The organism is Stenotrophomonas sp. (genome assembly GCF_050737075.1).
Lineage (GTDB): Bacteria > Pseudomonadota > Gammaproteobacteria > Xanthomonadales > Xanthomonadaceae > Stenotrophomonas.
Genome location: NZ_JBOHXV010000017.1, coordinates 36050 through 53091 on the forward strand (window position 1 = coordinate 36050; position 17042 = coordinate 53091).

Sequence of the window (17042 nt, forward strand, 5' to 3'; positions counted from 1 at the left end):
GTTCGGTTTCTAGCCACGTGTCATTGTAGAGCCGGGCCATGCCCGGCTGCACTTATTCCCCGATGACGTCGGTGCCCTTCGGCGGCGCGAAGCTGAAGGTACCGGCCGCGAAGCCCGGGTTGCGCTTCCAGCCACTGAAGTTGATGACCGTGCGCTGGCCGACCGCATCCACTACTTCCATGCGCGCCAGGCCCTGGGCATTGAAGCCCAGCGCCGCGTACTGGAACGAGGTCTCGGTCTCACGCTTGGGGCTGAGCGACAGCCACTGCAGGCCGTCGCGGGCAGCGGCCTCTTCACTGACGTCGTACTGCTGGTCCAGCAGCTTCGGGTTGATCAGCGCGGTCAGCGGGCTGTTCTGCTCTTCGGCGCCCTGCGGGCGCTTGGTGGCCTGCTCCAGGTCCTTCTCGTACACCCACACGTTCTTGCCGTCGGCGATGATCAGCTGTTCGTGCGGCTTGATGTACTCCCAGCGGAACTGGCGCGGCGCCGACAGCGCCACACGGCCGCTGGTGGTTTCCTTCACCTTGCCCTTGCTGTCGAACACCTGCTGGCTGAACTGCCCGTCCAGGCCCTTCAGGCCCTGGCTGAAACGGTTCAACTCGTCGCGGGCGCCGGCCCATGCACTGGCCGATCCCACGCTGGCGCAGACCAGGGTGGCGGCAACGAGATAGCGGCGGAGGGAGCTGTGCATGCGGGGATCCAGGGACGAGGATGGAGATGGCCGACAGTGTGCCGATGCCATCCTGAATGGGCAATCAGGGGCCGGCCTGAACCGTGCGCAGGTCGCCGTAGACCACCTGCCCGCGGAAGCCGCGGCGGACCTGCTGGTACAGCTCGCGGAAGGCAGCATAGTCGCCCGGCTGGCACAGCGCATCCGGCCCACGCACCGCGTTCTGGTGCAGCCGGTGACGGGCCACGACCGCCTGCCCCTCGCGCGACCACGTCAGCGCGTACTCGCCGGCCGCATTGCGGAACTGCAGGTTGCGCGGCATCGCCACGATCGGCACGCCGGACGGGAACTCCAGCCGGTAGGTCTCCTCGCGCTCGTTGTCGTTGCAGTAGAACGGGGTGTCGTTCCCGGGCGCGGAGGTCGTGGTGTAGATGTCGCGGAACGAGTCGCCGCCCGGCGCATCCGGCAGCGTCATCCCGCCGACCACACCGAAGTCCACGTAGTCGCTGGCGTGGAAGTCGTAGCGGTAGTTGAACGGACGGGTCAGATCCTGCGGGTCGCCCAGCAGGGTGAGCGTGCCACTGCCATCGAAGCCCGACGAGGCCATGATCGACTCCTCCACGCGCGCGCGGTTCTGCGCATTGAGGCGCGCGAACGAGCTACGCAGACCGATCTCGGCAACTTCGCGCGGCTGCTGCACGGTCTGGCCCGAGAGGCTGCCAGTGGGGTCGAAGTGGAACGTGACCTCGAAACCGCTGCCGTTGCGTGCGGCATTGTTGTCCGGCGTGCGGGCCACGGTGGCCTGGCGGGTGTGCAGCACCGGCGCGCTCAGGTCACCTTCCGGCAGCTGGCCGAACCGCGCATAGGCGCTGGTGGAGTCCAGATACAGGTCGAACTCCGGGACATAGGTGATGGCGTGATTGAAGCGCCCCAGCAGCGGAATGGCCGGCAGGGTGGGCCCGCCGCCGGCGCCGATCAGCACCGGGGTGCTGTCGATGCCACGGGCGGCGAGCAATGCCTCCAGAATCACCACATGGTCCTTGCAGTCGCCGTAATGGTTGTCGAGGATGCTCTGCGCCGGGTTGGGCTCCAGCCCGCCGTTGCCGAGATACACCGCCACATAACGGATGTTCTGCGAGACCCAGCGGTACAGCGCGGCGGCCTGCTCGCGGCGGTCGTCGATGCCGCGGGTGACTTCGTCGGCCAGCGCCTGGATGCCCGGCGTCACGCGCGCCGCCTCGCCACCCTTCACCTGGTAGGCGCGTGCCACCTGTGACCAGTCGCGGTAGGTGCTGGCCATGATGGTGGGGCTGAATTCCCACGCGGCCGCCGACCAGTTCTGCACCTGCATCGGATCCGGGCGGCGGTAGCGCCATGTCCAGCTGGCCTGGCCGTCACGGCGCTTCGGCGACGTACCGCCCTCCACGCCGCGTGCCTGCACGTACATGGGCAGGTTCAATGGTGCGGTCAGGGTCACCTGTGCATCGTCGTACTGGGCAAACACGCTGAAGGTTTCCCACAGGCCGAAGTAGCCCGGGAAGTACGGCGTGGTCTGGGTGCGACGGGTCTGGTAGACCACCCGCGTGCCCGGCGCCAGGTTCGGGAACACCACCACCCGCACCTTGCGGTCGGCATACATGGCCGCCGCCGCGCTGGAATAGCTTTCCTGGGTGTAGATGCGGTCGGCCGGCACGTCGCGGCGCTGCCCGTCGGCGGTGAGCGTGTAGGCCGACAGCACCTCCAGCGTTTCCATCTTCTCGCTGTAGCTAAGCCGCACCTGGCTGAACTGCTCGACCGCGGCCTTGGTCTTGAGCAGGATCTCGTATTCCTCGGTCTGCACGTTGCCGGCGTCCGGCCGCACCACGTAATCGGCCCGGTAGCGCACGAAGCTGTAGTTGTTGCTGGCCTGGGTGTCGCTGGCGGGGGCCGGCGACGCGGGGGTGGGCGCGGGGGCCATGGCTGGCACCGGTACCGGCACCTGGACCGGTGCGGTGGTCTGGGCGCAGAGCTGCAGCGGGAGCCATGCTGCTGCGCACACCGTCATCCATTTCATGCGGTTCATGTCGATCCTTGGGTGTGCATTACGGATGGTGCAGCCACCCATGGGGTGGCTCTACCGCTTGTGTGGCCAGGTGCCCCGTTATTTGGGGGGCGGCGGGGCCAGCACGCTGCGGTCGCCGTTGTGCTCGGGCGGGCTGACCACGCCGGCCGCTTCCATCGCCTCGATCAGGCGCGCGGCGCGGTTGTAGCCGATCTTGAGCCGGCGCTGCACGCCGGAGATCGACGCGCGGCGGGTCTCGGTCACGATGCGCAGCGCCTCGTCGTACAGCGGGTCGGACTCGTCGCCTGCCCCGCCACTGGCTTCGGGCAGGCCACCGGCGCCGACCACGACGCCATCGCCCATCATCTGCACTTCATCCAGCACGCCGCTGATGTAATCGGCCGGCCCGCTGGCCTTGAGGTGCTCGACCACGCGGTGCACTTCCTCGTCCGACACGAACGCGCCGTGGACACGGTCCGGCAGCGCGGTGCCCGGCGGCAGGTACAGCATGTCGCCGTGGCCCAGCAGCGTCTCGGCGCCGGACTGGTCCAGGATGGTGCGCGAGTCGATTTTCGAACTGACCTGGAAGCCGATACGCGTAGGGATATTGGCCTTGATCAGGCCGGTGATGACGTCCACCGACGGGCGCTGGGTAGCCAGGATCAAGTGGATGCCCGCCGCACGCGCCTTCTGTGCCAGGCGCGCGATGAGCTCTTCGACCTTCTTGCCGACGATCATCATCATGTCGGCGAATTCGTCGATGAAGATCACGATGAACGGCAGCGTCTCCAGCGGCCGCGGCGCCTCGCCCAGTTCCGGGTTCGGCTTGAACAGCGGGTCCATCAGCGGCTGGCCGGCGTCCTCGGCGTCCTTCACCTTCTTGTTGAAGCCGGCCAGGTTGCGCACGCCCACCGCGCTCATCAGCTTGTAACGCCGCTCCATCTCGGCCACGCACCAGCGCAGGCCGTTGGCGGCCTCCTTCATGTCGGTGACCACCGGTGCCAGCAGGTGCGGAATACCCTGGTAGACGCTCAGTTCGAGCATCTTCGGGTCGATCATCAGCATCCGCAGGTCTTTCGGCGAGGCCTTGTACAGCAGGCTCAGCACCATGGCGTTGACCGCCACCGACTTGCCCGAACCGGTGGTACCGGCGACCAGCAGGTGCGGCATGCGCGCCAGATCGGCCACGGTCGGGCGGCCGGCGATGTCCTTGCCCAGCGCCAGGGTCAGCGGGCTGGTGGACTTGTCGTATTCCTTCGAACGCAGCAGCTCGGAGAGGTAGATCATCTCGCGGGTGACGTTCGGGATTTCCAGGCCCACCACCGACTTGCCCGGAATCACATCGACCACGCGCACCGACTTCACCGACAGGCCGCGGGCGATGTCCTTGTCCAGCGAACTGATCTGGCTGACCTTGATGCCCGGCGCCGGCTCGATCTCGAACCGGGTGATCACCGGGCCCGGATAGGCGCCGACCACCTGGGCCTCGATGCGGAAGTCCTTGAGCTTGAATTCGATCTGGCGCGACAGCGTCTCCAGCGTCTCCTCGTCGTAGCCCTTGGGCTGCGGCTTGGGATCGTCCAGCAGTGCCAGTGGCGGCAGGTCCGAGCCATCGCCATTGACCCCGCGGAACATCGGGATCTGGGTCTCGCGCTTGGCGCGGTCGCTCTTCTCCAGCACCGGCTCGGGGCGCGGCTCGATCTTGACCGGCTCGCGCTTGGCGCGCACCTCGGCGTCGACCTTGCGCACTTCCTGGCGCTCCTCGCGCATCGCGCGGGTCTGCTGCCATTCGTTGGCCTGCTCCTTCTTCTTGTTGAGCAGGGGCGGCAAGGCCAGTACCGCGCGGCCGATCTTCTCCATCACCACGAACCACGAAATGCCCGTGGCCAGGGTGATCGACGCCAGCAGCAGCACCAGCACGAACATGTTGGCGCCCAGCGCGCCGAAGCCGGCGCTGAGCGAGTTGCCGACCAGCCGACCGAGGATGCCACCGGCATGTGCGACGTCGCCGCTGAACAGCCGCAGGTGCAGGAAGCCCGTGCCGGCAATCAGGAAGCCGACCAGACCGACCAGGCGCAGCGCCGGGTCCAGATCGTGCTCGCCCTTGCTCTCGCGCTTGAGCCCGAACATCGCGAACCAGGCCAGCGCGCCGAGCACGATGGGCAGCACGAACGCGATATAGCCAAACAGCTGCAGCAGCACGTCGGCGATCCAGGCGCCTACGCGCCCGCCCATGTTGTGGATCGGCGCGACCACGCTGCCGGTGTGCGACCAGCCGGGGTCGGCGGCCGAATAGGTGAACAGACTGGCCACCAGGTACAGCAGCGCCGGGGCAATGGCGATCAGCCCAAGATCGCGCCACAGGCGCTGCTTGCGCGGGTTTTCGACCGGCGCCGCAGCCGCAGCACGGCGCGACGCCGCTTTGCCGTCGGGAGACTTGGTTCGTTCCGGGACCTGCTTCGCCACCTTAGACCAGACCTTGGGAATGCACTGTTAGTGCTTGATAATAAACGACTGACGCCCCCCAAGGTAGGTACCGACCTTGGTCGGTACACCCGGAGGCGCCGGCAAGCGTCAAATCCCCGGCGCGCCAGCGATCGACCACCCCACCGGGTTGCGCCGTTCCACCGCTCGCCTTGAATCAGCCCGCCCCTGCCGCCACTCTATGACCTGTCTTGGACGCCCGGCAATGTTCCGCCAGCGCCCCGCCCCGTCATCTCTTTGCGAGTCTACATGAGCAATTCCAAGCCTTCCCGCCACCAGAAGCTCGTCATCCTCGGCTCCGGCCCCGCCGGCTGGACCGCCGCGGTCTACGCCGCGCGTGCCAACCTGAAGCCGGTCGTCATCACCGGCCTGCAGCAGGGCGGCCAGCTGATGACCACTACCGAGGTGGACAACTGGCCGGGCGACGCGCACGGCCTGATGGGTCCGGACCTGATGGCACGCATGCAGGCCCATGCCGAGCGCTTCGAGACCGAGGTGATCTTCGACCACATCCACACCGCCGACCTCTCCAAGCGCCCGTTCACGCTGATCGGCGACAGCGCCGAGTACACCTGCGACGCGCTCATCATCGCCACCGGTGCGACGGCCAAGTACCTGGGCATTCCGACCGAAGAGGCCTTCAAGGGTCGCGGTGTGTCGGCCTGCGCCACCTGTGACGGCTTCTTCTACCGCGACCAGGACGTGGTCGTGGTCGGCGGCGGCAACACCGCCGTGGAAGAGGCGCTGTACCTGTCCAACATCGCCCGCAAGGTCTACCTGGTCCACCGCCGCGACACGCTGAAGGCGGAAAAGATCATGCAGGACAAGCTGTTCGCCAAGGTCGCCTCCGGCAAGATCGAGACCGTGTGGCACCACCAGGTCGAGGAAGTGCTGGGCAACGAGGCCGGCGTCACCGGCGTGCGCGTGAAGTCCACCCTGGATGGCAGCACCCGCGACATCGACGCCCACGGCTTCTTCGTGGCCATCGGCCACCACCCCAACACCAGCCTGTTCGACGGCCAGCTGACCATGAACAACGGCTACCTGGACATCCGTTCGGGCCTGGGCGGCAACGCCACCGAGACCTCGGTGGAAGGCGTGTTCGCCGCCGGCGACGTGGCCGACCAGCATTACCGCCAGGCGATCACCTCGGCCGGCTTCGGCTGCATGGCCGCGCTGGACGCCGAGCGCTACCTGGATGCGAAGGGCGAGCTGGGCTGAGCCCAGACGCCCCGCTTCAGCCCAAAAGGCCGGCGAGAAATCGCCGGCCGTTTTTTTGCGCCGCACTCCAGTTACGCTGCTGGCGGCGCACCCGGCCTGGAACAGGTCTGCTGGAACTCGACCGGCGCCGTCGCCACACCATCCACATCGCGCAAGACCACGCTCCAGCGGGCCGTGCCGGCCAGATTGCCCGCGCAGCGCATCACTACGGCGATGGGTGCATTCGGATCATCGAATGTGGTCCTGCTGGGCCTGCAGGCGCCCGGACTGCTGCAGTTGGCGGTCGTGAACTCCATCGTGACCGGGAACTGCGGATGGCCGGCGAAGGGTAGCGCGATCTCCTGCGATGCACCCGTAGCCAGCGAGACATCGGGAATGGGCTGCAGCACGAAGGGCTCGCAGGATTTTCCGTCACGGAACAGGCGGTACCCCTTCTCTACGCCTTTCATCGACGCAGAACGAAACGCGGGATCCTGAAGCGCTGCCGCATCGTCCGGGTTCGAGTGGTACGCGACTTCAACGATGACCGACGGCATCCTGGCAAGCCGGTTCTCCCCCTTACTGACGAACACCGGGCGCGCCGCGAATGGGAACGCTGCATAGCTGGGTATGCTCCGCACCTGCTCCTGCATGCTGCACAGCACCGCCGACGCCAATCTCGCATCTTCGGGCCTCCCCGGCTGGGCGACGACCTCGACACCCCTCGGCTGGGGGAAATCATTCCCGTTCGTGTGCAGGTGGATTGCTACGTTGGAACCAAGGTGGTTGGCCAGAAGCGGACGACTGTTGATGTCCTCATCGTAGTCGCGGAGGCCAGATCCAATCGCCTTTTGAGTTCCAGATCCGTGTCTGCTGCGGATACATTTCCTTGATGTGATATCGGGCGGCAAGCTTCCACCATTCCTGACCACTCTCGGCGTGTACGCCATTACTGCCCACGCGCGGGCGCACAACACGAACCGACGCGCGCTCCTCCAGGAGTCGCTGGAGCTCGTCGGCGTAGGAGGGCGTAATGAAGTCCTCCTGCACCCCTTGGGGCGATGGCCGCTGGACCCGCCAATCCCGGTAGCCATGGTGAAAATACAGCCCGTGTGATGCTGCGACGAACGCTACGCCCCCTTCATCTGCGCGCACTGCCATTCCTGCCCTCGCTTCCCGCTCCTCTTCCACCAATTCTGGAAAGTGCTCCTCGATGGAGCGCCCGTCGAACAGGAAGCGCACTTCGGAAACATCCAGTGCCTTACCCGCCAGAAAAACAACGCTGGTGCGGAACTGATCGAGCTGATCCTCGAACCCGGCACCGTAATCATCCGGCAGGAACGTCGCAGGCAGCTGCACTGTGACGACCCCACTCTCCGTATCGGCAGATGCGATGGCCACCCCCTCCCGTTGCTGCCCTTCGATCAACTCGATGGCATCGAGGATGCGCTGGGCCTCGACCGTGAGAACAGCATCCAGCTCCGCATCGCGGACGTGCTGAGATGCGACGGGCGCCACCATCACCTGTGGCAATGGGTTGCCGGAACCAACCGCTGGCACTGCCTGTGACCCAGCAGCGCCGCCGGCCACCAGCATCACTCCAAAACTCGCCGCAATCAGCGGTAGGTGCTTTCTTACCATCGTGCCTCTCCTTGAAAGTCGTTGGCGCATCACCGGATGCGTTCGCGCAATCTGCGCGCTTCACGCCCTCGGTTAAGCGCGCCAACGCACGCTTTTCCCGCGTCACCGAACAAAGTTCTGATCGCATTCCAGAACCCCATCGACCTCGCCTGAAATCACCCCTTTCCGATCGCCCTGCCCTATCCTCTAGCCATGCCCGATCCACGCTTTCTCCATCGCCTGTCCGACATCCCCGCCGCCGACTGGGACGCCCTGCACGACGGCCGCAACCCGTTTGTCAGCCACGCCTTTCTTTCCGGGCTGGAGGAGCACGGCTGCCTGCGCACGGAATGGGGCTGGCGCCCCCGGCACTTCACGCTGTGGGACGGCGAGTCGCTGCGCGCGGCCATCCCCGGCTACCTGAAGGACAACTCGCACGGCGAGTTCGTGTTTGACCATGCCTGGGCCCATGCCTACGAGCGGCACGGGCTGGCGTACTTCCCGAAATGGCTGGGCGCGGTGCCGTATTCGCCCGTGACCGGACCGCGCCTGCTGGCCGCAGACGACACCACGCGGCAGCACCTGGTCCAGGCGCTGCGAAGCGAGGTTGCACGCATGGGCTGGTCGTCGGCCCACATCAACTTCCACCCCGCCGCCGACGACCCGGCGTTCGGCGCCGACTGGCTGCTGCGCGAGGACATCCAGTTCCAGTGGCACAACCCGGGCCACTGGCAGGACTTCGACGGCTTCCTGGCCGCGATGGACCACAAGCACCGCAAGAACATCCGCCAGGAACGCGCGAAGCTGGCCCGCACCGGCGTCACCTACCGGATCGTGCATGGCGATGAGGCCACCGAGGCCGACCTGCAGGCCATGCACCAGTTCTACCTGCAGACCTTCAGCGAGTACGGCAACTCACCGGCACTGACCCTGCCGTTCCTGCACCACATGGCCAGGGTGATGCCGCGCCAGGTGGTGATCTTTCTGGCAATGCTCGACGACGCGCCCGTGGCCGGCGCGCTGTGCCTGCGCGGCGGCGACACGCTGTATGGCCGTTACTGGGGCGGCACCACCCTGCCCGGCCTGCACTTTGAGACCTGCTACTACCAGGGCATCGCCTACTGCCTGCGCGAAGGCCTGAGCCGGTTCGAGCCGGGCGCGCAGGGCGAGCACAAGCTAGCACGCGGCTTCCTGCCGCATACCGTGCGCAGCCGCCACTGGATCGCCGAGCCGGACTTCGCGGCCGCACTGGCCGGCTGGTGCCGGCAGGAACGCGCCGAGGTCGCGCAGTATGCCAACACGCTGGCCGCGCACAGCCCGTTCAAGGCCCCGGACGCCGTATGAGCCGACACCTGCCGTGGTTGTTGGAGGACCGCCCCGATGCGCCGTTCCCCCCGGCTGAAACGGCCCTGCGAGATCCGGATGGGCTGCTGGCGGTAGGCGGCGACCTGTCCCCGGTGCGGCTGCTCAACGCCTACGCCGGCGGCGTCTTCCCATGGTTCTCGGAGGGGCAACCGCTGCTGTGGTGGTCGCCGGACCCGCGCATGGTGTTCCGCACCGATGGCGTGCATCTGTCGGCACGGTTTCGCCGCAGCCTGCGCTCCAGCACCTGGACCCTGCGCGCCGACACCCGCTTCGGTCAGGTCATGGAAGCCTGCGCAGCCAGCCCCCGGCCCGGCCAGGACGGCACGTGGATCACCGCCGCCATGGTCGAGGCCTATGTGGAGCTGCATGCGCTGGGCTACGCGCATTCGGTCGAGGTATTCGACGGCGACAGGCTGGTGGGTGGGATCTACGGTGTGGCCATCGGCCGGATGTTCTTCGGCGAAAGCATGTTCAGCGCCGCCAGCGGTGGCTCCAAGGTGGCGCTGGCGGGGCTCGCCCACCGCTTGCGCGCGTGGGGCTGGCCATTGATCGATGCGCAGGTGGAAAACGACCATCTGCTGCGGATGGGCGCGGAGCATTGGCCGCGGGAGCGTTTCCTGGGGGTGGTGCGCGAGCAGGTGAATGCCGTTGAGCCGGCCGGGACCTGGACGGAGCGGTTCGGGGCGTTTTCCGCCGCGTCGTTGGCCTGAGTCGCCCGATATTGTGAAGGCCGGCCAACGGCCGGCGCGCCCGCCGCACGGGCAGTTAACACAAACTTTGCATCCAAGGGGAAGTGCGCGTAAAATGCCCGCTCTTAAGGCCAGCTCGGCCGTTTATTGAACTGCACAGGACTACATGTCGAAAGACGACTCCATCGAGTTCGAAGGCACCGTCAAAGAGACGCTGCCTAACACCACTTTCCGCGTCCAACTGGAAAACGGGCACATCATCGTCGCCCATATTTCCGGCCGCATGCGCAAGAACTACATCCGTATTCTGACGGGCGACAAGGTCAAGGTCGAAATGACCCCCTACGACCTGACCAAGGGTCGCATCACCTACCGCATGAAGTAAGCGGTACGGGGCGACTTCCCAACAGAAGTCACGCCTGAAGGCCGGCTATACGCTGGCCTTTTTGCGTGGGCACTATTCAGCCACCCGGCCCTGCCAAGCGGCACCCTGACCCTCTTCACCCTGCCGACGGTCAGGCTGCCTTGGTGCAGATTCGTCCGCGACCGTACTGGCGCATGGTGGCGTCCGATCCACTCCGGATCGTCATCGCCTGGCTCTGTCATGAAGACCTTGATTACCGCGTGCCTGCTTGCCGCCTCCTGCCTGGCCGGCGCGGCATCGGCCCAGACCGCACCCGCACCGGCCGCGCAGCCCGGGTCGGACTGCATCACCCTCTCCAGCGACCAGCTGCTGGTCCGCAATGGTGCCGACAGCAGCATTCTGCTGCGCAACGGCAGCGACCATTACATCGTCCATTTCGCCAACTCCTGCAGCAGCGCGAGCTTCTCGCGCACGCTGAAATTCGTCACGCCCGGCAACGAGGGCCAACTGTGCGGCGCCCGCGCCAGCAAGCTGCGCACCGACCAGCAGAGCTGCGCGGTGAGCACCCTCGAGCCGATCACCGCCGAGGCATTTGCGAACCGGGCGCGGCGTTGAGCACAAAAAAAGCGCCCGTTTGGGCGCTTTTTTGATCGCGTCACCACCAACGGTGGTGACCTGCCCTTATTCCACCGTGGCCGGCAGGCGACGCTCCGGCTCGGCCTGGGTCTCGACGAACAGCTCGTCGTCGCGCACGTCGATGCTGACGCGCCCGCCGTTGACCAGCTTGCCGAACAGCAGCTCGTCGGCCAACGGACGCTTGACCTTGTCCTGGATCACGCGCGCCATCGGGCGGGCACCCATCAGCGGGTCGAAGCCGTGGCGGGCCAGCCAGTCGCGCGCGGTCGGGGTGGCCGACAGGCTGACGTGCTTTTCCTGCAGCAGCATCTCCAGCTCGATCAGGAACTTGTCCACTACGCGCAGGATATGCTCGAAGCCCAGCGGCTGGAACTGCACCACCGCATCAAGGCGGTTGCGGAATTCCGGCGTGAAGCTCTTGCGGATGATCTCCATCGCGTCGGTGGCGTGATCCTGCCGGGTGAAGCCGATCGAACGCCGCGAGGCCTGGGCCGCGCCGGCATTGGTGGTCATCACCAGCACCACGTTCTTGAAGTTGGCCTCGCGGCCGTTGGTGTCGGTCAGCACGCCACGGTCCATGACCTGCAGCAGGATGTTGAAGATGTCCGGATGGGCCTTCTCCACCTCGTCCAGCAACAGCACGCAGTGCGGGGTCTTGACGATCTTCTCGGTGAGCAGGCCGCCCTGGTCGAAGCCGACATAGCCCGGAGGCGCACCGATCAGGCGGCTGATCGAATGCGGCTCCATGTACTCGCTCATGTCGAAGCGGACCAGCTCGATGCCCAGCTGCAGCGCCAGCTGCTTGGTCACCTCGGTCTTGCCCACGCCGGTGGGGCCGGCGAACAGGAAGTTGCCGATCGGCTTTTCGGGGTTGGCCAGCCCGGAACGCGCGAGCTTGATCGCCGACGCCAGGGTCTCGATCGCCGGATCCTGGCCGAAGATCACCATCTTCAGGTTGCGCTCCAGGTGCTGCAGCACATCCTTGTCGGTAGCGCTGACCTGCTTGGCCGGGATGCGCGCCATCTTGGCCACGATCGTCTCGATTTCCTCGATGTCGATCAGCTCCTTGCGCTCACCCTCGGGCAGCAGCCGCTGGCGCGCGCCGGCCTCGTCGATCACGTCGATCGCTTTGTCCGGCAGCAGCCGGTCGCCGATGTGCTTGACCGACAGGTCGACCGCCGCCTGCAGCGCATCGTCGGCGTAGGTCACGCCGTGGTGCGCCTCGTAGCGTGGCTTGAGGCCCTGCAGGATTTCATAGGTCTCGCCCACCGTCGGCTCGACGATGTCGATCTTCTGGAAACGACGGGCCAGGGCCCGGTCCTTCTCGAAGATGCCGCGGTATTCCTGGAAGGTGGTCGAGCCGATGCAGCGCAGCTCGCCCGACGCCAGCGCCGGCTTGATCAGGTTGGAGGCGTCCATGGTGCCACCCGACGCCGAACCGGCGCCGATGATGGTGTGGATCTCATCGATGAACAGCACCGCATTGGGCATCTTCTTCAGCGCGGTGAGCACGCCCTTGAGCCGCTTCTCGAAGTCGCCGCGGTACTTGGTGCCCGCCACCAGCGCACCCAGGTCGAGCGAGTAGATGACCGCATCGGCCAGCACGTCGGGCACCGAGCCTTCCACGATGCGCTTGGCCAGGCCTTCGGCGATGGCGGTCTTGCCCACGCCGGCCTCGCCCACGTAGAGCGGGTTGTTCTTGCGGCGGCGGCACAGGACCTGGATGGTGCGTTCGATTTCGTCGCGGCGGCCGACCAGCGGGTCGATCCGGCCATTGCGCGCGGCCTCGTTGAGGTTGCTGGCGAACTCGGCCAGGGCATCGCCCTTGCCTTCGCCATCGCCCCCTTCGGCCCGCCCCTCGGCATCGGCCGACGGCGGCACTTCGCCATCCTCCCCCAGCTTGGCGATGCCATGGGAGAGGTAATTGACGATATCCAGCCGGGTCACATCCTGCTGGTTGAGGTAATAGACCGCGTGCGAGTCCTTTTCGCCGAAGATGGCGACCAGCACATTGGCGCCGGTGACCTCCTTCTTGCCCGAAGACTGCACGTGGTAGACGGCCCGCTGCAGCACGCGCTGGAAGCCCAGCGTGGGTTGCGTATCGCGGCCATCGTCTTCGGCCAGGCGCGAGACCGAGGCCTCGATGGCCTGCTCCAGTTCCTGGCGCAGGCGTTCGGCGTCAGCCCCGCAGGCCTTGAGCACGGCTTGGGCGGACGGGTTGTCGAGCAGTGCCAAGAGCAGGTGTTCCACCGTCATGAACTCATGCCGGGCCTCACGGGCGCGCTTGTAGCACTGACCGATGGTGTGTTCGAGGTCTTTACTGAACATGTTCTACTCCGGCGGCAGTTGAGAACAATATGCGGCCTTGCAGCGCAATTTCCATCACCCTAGCGGATCGGTGCGTTCAGATGGCGTTATCACTTCCACGATCATGCCCCAGACACCGCCAGCATTGGCAGTCCACCCGTGATGGCGACGTCATTGACCCATTGCAGGCACCCCCGCCCGCAGGCGGCCCCCGGTACCCTTTCCCATCATGGACGGGCTGAAGGGCTTGGAACGGCCACCGGTCGGCTTCGGCGGGTCTACACGTCGGATGCATTGTCCCAGCCGTTGATCCGTTCGCTTCGGATACTTGTGCCGCGCTGCGCGCGGTGTCCGGCCAACGTTATGCCCGCCGTCCTGGCGGGCACCCTTCGGGCCGGCGCGTTGCGCCGTTGGGAATGGCTCCTGCCATTCCCTTCGGGGCTACGAATTGGCACGGGCCCATTGGGATCGGGATCAATCAACCGGGGCGGCGGGAACCCGATTTACCCGGTCTTTTCCATCGTGCACAGCAGCGGATGCTGGTTCATGCGCGAGAATTCGTTGACCTGGGCGACCTTGGACTCGGCCACTTCGCGGGTAAACACCCCGCATACGCCGCGGCCACGGGTGTGGACGTGGAGCATCACCTGGGTGGCCTTGTCCAGGTCCATGGCGAAGAAGCTCTGCAGCACGGTCACCACGAAATCCATCGGGGTGTAGTCGTCGTTCAACAGCATGACCTGGTAGAACGGCGGCGGCGCGACCTCCGGCCGGGCCGGTTCCAGCGCTACGCCGTGGTCGTGATGAGGTTCTTGGGAGGGCTCGCGGGGCATCCGGACATTATAAACGCCGGACCGGCCAGATTGGACGTTGCCCCCCTGCCCCCGTCACAATCCACTCATCCGTACACACTTTCACAGGGATTTCATGAAAAGGATCGCCACCGCGCTGCTGCTGACCGCCACCGTCTTCGGGGCCCAGGCCGCTGCGCCCGACAAGGCCGTCGGCCGCGTGCTGGACACGCTGAAGTACCCCTATGAAGTGGACGAGGACGGCGACTACAAGATGGTCTTCGACGTTGAGGGCGACCGCACCCAGCTGGTGTTCGTGCGCTCGGCGGTCGAGGAATTCGGCAAGCACAGGATCCGCGAGATCTGGTCGCCGGGCTACAGCGCGCCGGGCAAGCAGTTCTCGGCCGCCGTGGCCAACCGCCTGCTGGAGGACTCCCAGGACGCCAAGCTGGGCGCCTGGGTCAAGCAGGACCAATTGGCCATGTTCGTGGTCAAGGTCGATGCCAACGCCAGCGCCGACGCGCTCAGCGACGCGATCGACGCGGCCATGCGCACCGCCGACGCGATGGAAGCCGAACTCACCAAGACGGACGAATACTGAGGTGAACGCCGCGCAGGACCCGCGCTGGGCACCGCACGTCACCGTGGCCACCGTCGTGGTGCGCGACGGGCAGCTGTTGCTGGTGGAGGAATCCATTGACGGCCGTGCCGTGCTCAACCAGCCGGCCGGCCACCGGGAACCGGGCGAAAGCCTGGCGGCAGCCGCCGTGCGCGAGACCCTGGAAGAGACCGGCTGGACGGTGGCGTTGACCGCCTTCATCGGTACCTACCAATGGACCGCACCGGACGGCACGCCGTTCCTGCGCTTCGCCTACGCGGCCGAACCGGTCTCGCACGACCCGGCGCGTGCGCTGGACGCCGGGATTCTGCGCGCGCTGTGGCTGGCACCCGAGGCCCTGCAGGCCGATGCCGCGCGCCTGCGCAGCCCGCTGGTGTGGGCGGTGGTGGCCGACTATCTGGCCGGCCAGCGCCACCCGCTGTCGCTCGTGAAGGAGACCGCATGAGCACGCCGCGGATCATGGTGGGCGTCTCCGGCGGCGTGGATTCGTCGGTGGCGGCGTGGCGCCTGGTGCAGCAGGGCGAGCCCGTGGCCGGCTTGTTCATGCAGAACTGGGCCGATGACGGCAGCGGCGACTGCCGCGCCGAGGACGACCGCCGCGACGCCGTGGCGGTCTGCGGCCTGCTCGGCATCCCGTTCCATTTCCGCGATTTCTCCGGCGAATACTGGGCGGGCGTGTTCGAGCACTTCCTGGCCGAGTACGCGGCCGGGCGCACCCCCAACCCGGACGTGCTGTGCAACCGCGAGGTGAAGTTCAAGCACTTCCTGGATGCCGCCCGCGAGCTGGGCGCCGAACGCATCGCCACCGGCCATTACGCCCGCGTGGCGCAGCTGGGCGGGCGTTGGGCACTGCTGCGCGGGGCCGACCGCAGCAAGGACCAGAGCTACTTCCTGCACCAGCTGGGGCAAACCCAGCTGGCCGCCACCCTGTTCCCGATCGGCGACCTGCAGAAGAACGACCTGCGCCGGATCGCCCGCGATGCGCGCCTGCCGACCCATGCCAAGAAGGATTCCACCGGCATCTGCTTCATCGGCGAGCGCGACTTCCGCGAGTTCCTGGGCCGCTACCTGCCGGCCCGTACCGGCGAGATCCAGGACCCGGACGGCAACCGCATCGCCGAACACCCCGGCGTGTTCTATTTCACCCTGGGCCAGCGCGAGGGCCTGAACATCGGCGGCGTGCGCGGTCGCCCGGCGGCGCCGTGGTACGTGGTGGGCAAGGACGTGGCCAGCAACGTGCTGTACGTGGACCAGGACCGCGAGAGTCCGTGGCTGCAGTCCACCCGGCTGCATTCCGAAACCGCCCACTGGATCGCCGGCGCCCCACCCGCGCGGCAGTTCGAGTGCACGGCACAGACCCGTTACCGCCAGCCCGACGAGCCCTGCACGGTGCGGGTGCGCGACGATGGAACGCTGGAGGTGCGCTTCGCACGCCCGCAGCGCGCCGTCACCCCTGGTCAATCCCTGGTGCTGTATGACGACGAGGTCTGCCTGGGTGGCGCGGTGATCGCCGCCACCGACGCGCCGCTGGAGCAGCGCCTGCGCACCACCCCTTCCCCCTTTGAGGTATCTGCTGCATGAGTTTTTCCGTCGACGACCGCGTTCTTGCCCTGGCCGGCATCGCCCAGGCGCTGCAGCAGGTGCGCCGCATCGCCGAAACCGGCCATTCCGAGGCCAGCGTGGTCCGCACGGCGATCGACAGCGTGTTCAGGATCGACGCCGACAGCCCGCAGGCGATCTACGGCAGCGCCACCAACGTGGCGCCGGGCCTGCGCCTGCTGCACAACTACTTCCGCAACCAGGGCCAGGACGAGATGTTGCCGCGGCTGGCGCTGGCGGTGCTGCAGCTGGAGCGCCGCTTCGTCCGTGAGCAGGCAGTGGTCGATCAGGTCAGCCAGGGCATCGAACGCGCCCAGCGCCAGTCGGTGGAGCTGGGCGACAGCGCCCATCCGGACGTGCTGGCCGCGCTGGGCGGCCTGTATGCCGACACCATCAGCCACCTCAAGCCGCGGGTGATGGTGCAGGGCAACCCGCACTACCTCGGCCAAGCCGGCGTGGTCGCCGAGATCCGCGCCCTGCTGCTGGCCGCCGTGCGGTCGGCGGTGCTGTGGCGGCAGACCGGCGGGCAGTATTGGGATTTCCTGATTTCGCGCAAGGCGATGATCGAGGCGGTTGACCGTCAGCTGCGCTGACGGGTAGAGCCACGCCATGCGTGGCTGCGGACGGCAGGCGCACGAAAAATGTGCGCTGTGCCTA

16 protein-coding genes are annotated in these 17042 nt (G+C 66.8%); 9 read left to right on the plus strand and 7 right to left on the minus strand.

Translation table 11 applies throughout. From position 1 onward, the window contains the following. Nucleotides 1-52: 52 nt before the first annotated feature. The 3 genes from lolA to ACREPD_RS06305 form a co-directional block, all read right to left on the minus strand. A complete protein-coding gene (gene lolA, locus ACREPD_RS06295) occupies nt 53-691 on the minus strand; it encodes an outer membrane lipoprotein chaperone LolA (RefSeq protein WP_431598527.1) in 639 nt (212 codons plus the stop codon). Nucleotides 692-755: 64 nt separating this feature from the next. Beyond that, complete coding sequence (locus tag ACREPD_RS06300; RefSeq protein ID WP_431598543.1) at nt 756-2627, minus strand: DUF3857 domain-containing protein; 1872 nt, start codon at nt 2625-2627, stop codon at nt 756-758. Nucleotides 2628-2810: 183 nt separating this feature from the next. After that, entirely contained in the window at nt 2811-5177 is a 2367-nt protein-coding gene (locus ACREPD_RS06305) for a DNA translocase FtsK (protein WP_431598528.1), read from the minus strand. Between the two features lie 267 nt (nt 5178-5444). Between ACREPD_RS06305 and trxB the strand changes: the two genes are divergently transcribed. Continuing rightward, the gene (gene trxB, locus ACREPD_RS06310) at nt 5445-6416 is read left to right on the plus strand and encodes a thioredoxin-disulfide reductase (protein ID WP_431598529.1); all 972 of its coding nucleotides are present in this window, start codon (nt 5445-5447) and stop codon (nt 6414-6416) included. Nucleotides 6417-6487: 71 nt separating this feature from the next. On the opposite strand, the gene ACREPD_RS06315 is transcribed toward trxB, so the two are convergent. Both ACREPD_RS06315 and ACREPD_RS06320 read right to left on the minus strand, forming a co-directional pair. Next, nucleotides 6488-7327 (minus strand): N-acetylmuramoyl-L-alanine amidase family protein, encoded by an 840-nt coding sequence (locus tag ACREPD_RS06315; protein WP_431598544.1) that lies wholly within the window; start codon nt 7325-7327, stop codon nt 6488-6490. After that, complete coding sequence (locus ACREPD_RS06320) at nt 7212-8036, minus strand: hypothetical protein (protein ID WP_431598530.1); 825 nt, start codon at nt 8034-8036, stop codon at nt 7212-7214. The genes ACREPD_RS06315 and ACREPD_RS06320 overlap by 116 nt, the downstream gene beginning before the upstream one ends. A gap of 192 nt (nt 8037-8228) precedes the next feature. Here ACREPD_RS06320 and ACREPD_RS06325 point away from each other — a divergent pair, with 192 nt between their 5' ends. From ACREPD_RS06325 to ACREPD_RS06340, 4 genes are all read left to right on the plus strand, one after another. After that, the gene (locus ACREPD_RS06325; protein ID WP_431598531.1) at nt 8229-9359 is read left to right on the plus strand and encodes a GNAT family N-acetyltransferase; all 1131 of its coding nucleotides are present in this window, start codon (nt 8229-8231) and stop codon (nt 9357-9359) included. Next, nucleotides 9356-10090 (plus strand): leucyl/phenylalanyl-tRNA--protein transferase, encoded by a 735-nt coding sequence (gene aat, locus ACREPD_RS06330; protein WP_431598532.1) that lies wholly within the window; start codon nt 9356-9358, stop codon nt 10088-10090. Before ACREPD_RS06325 ends, aat begins: the two co-directional genes overlap by 4 nt. A gap of 145 nt (nt 10091-10235) precedes the next feature. Further along, complete coding sequence (gene infA, locus ACREPD_RS06335; protein ID WP_421566847.1) at nt 10236-10454, plus strand: translation initiation factor IF-1; 219 nt, start codon at nt 10236-10238, stop codon at nt 10452-10454. Between the two features lie 219 nt (nt 10455-10673). Next, nucleotides 10674-11048: a hypothetical protein gene (locus tag ACREPD_RS06340; RefSeq protein ID WP_431598533.1), complete on the plus strand. Its 375-nt coding sequence runs from the start codon at nt 10674-10676 to the stop codon at nt 11046-11048. Between the two features lie 66 nt (nt 11049-11114). On the opposite strand, the gene clpA is transcribed toward ACREPD_RS06340, so the two are convergent. After that, nucleotides 11115-13397, minus strand: a complete 2283-nt coding sequence (gene clpA / locus ACREPD_RS06345; RefSeq protein ID WP_421566843.1) for an ATP-dependent Clp protease ATP-binding subunit ClpA — start codon at nt 13395-13397, stop codon at nt 11115-11117. Nucleotides 13398-13879: 482 nt separating this feature from the next. Further along, nucleotides 13880-14209: an ATP-dependent Clp protease adapter ClpS gene (gene clpS / locus ACREPD_RS06350; RefSeq protein WP_313341811.1), complete on the minus strand. Its 330-nt coding sequence runs from the start codon at nt 14207-14209 to the stop codon at nt 13880-13882. Between the two features lie 94 nt (nt 14210-14303). On the opposite strand from clpS, the gene ACREPD_RS06355 reads away from it, so the two are divergent. The 4 genes from ACREPD_RS06355 to hflD are packed head-to-tail and all read left to right on the plus strand — an operon-like array spanning nt 14304 to nt 16978. After that, on the plus strand, nt 14304-14768 hold the full coding sequence (locus ACREPD_RS06355; RefSeq protein ID WP_431598534.1) for a hypothetical protein: 465 nt from the start codon (nt 14304-14306) through the stop codon (nt 14766-14768). 1 nt (nt 14769) lies between these two features. Further along, the gene (locus ACREPD_RS06360) at nt 14770-15231 is read left to right on the plus strand and encodes an NUDIX hydrolase (protein ID WP_431598535.1); all 462 of its coding nucleotides are present in this window, start codon (nt 14770-14772) and stop codon (nt 15229-15231) included. After that, on the plus strand, nt 15228-16367 hold the full coding sequence (gene mnmA, locus ACREPD_RS06365) for a tRNA 2-thiouridine(34) synthase MnmA (RefSeq protein ID WP_421566837.1): 1140 nt from the start codon (nt 15228-15230) through the stop codon (nt 16365-16367). Before ACREPD_RS06360 ends, mnmA begins: the two co-directional genes overlap by 4 nt. Beyond that, the gene (hflD, locus tag ACREPD_RS06370; RefSeq protein WP_431598536.1) at nt 16364-16978 is read left to right on the plus strand and encodes a high frequency lysogenization protein HflD; all 615 of its coding nucleotides are present in this window, start codon (nt 16364-16366) and stop codon (nt 16976-16978) included. The genes mnmA and hflD overlap by 4 nt, the downstream gene beginning before the upstream one ends. Nucleotides 16979-17042 lie beyond the last annotated feature (64 nt).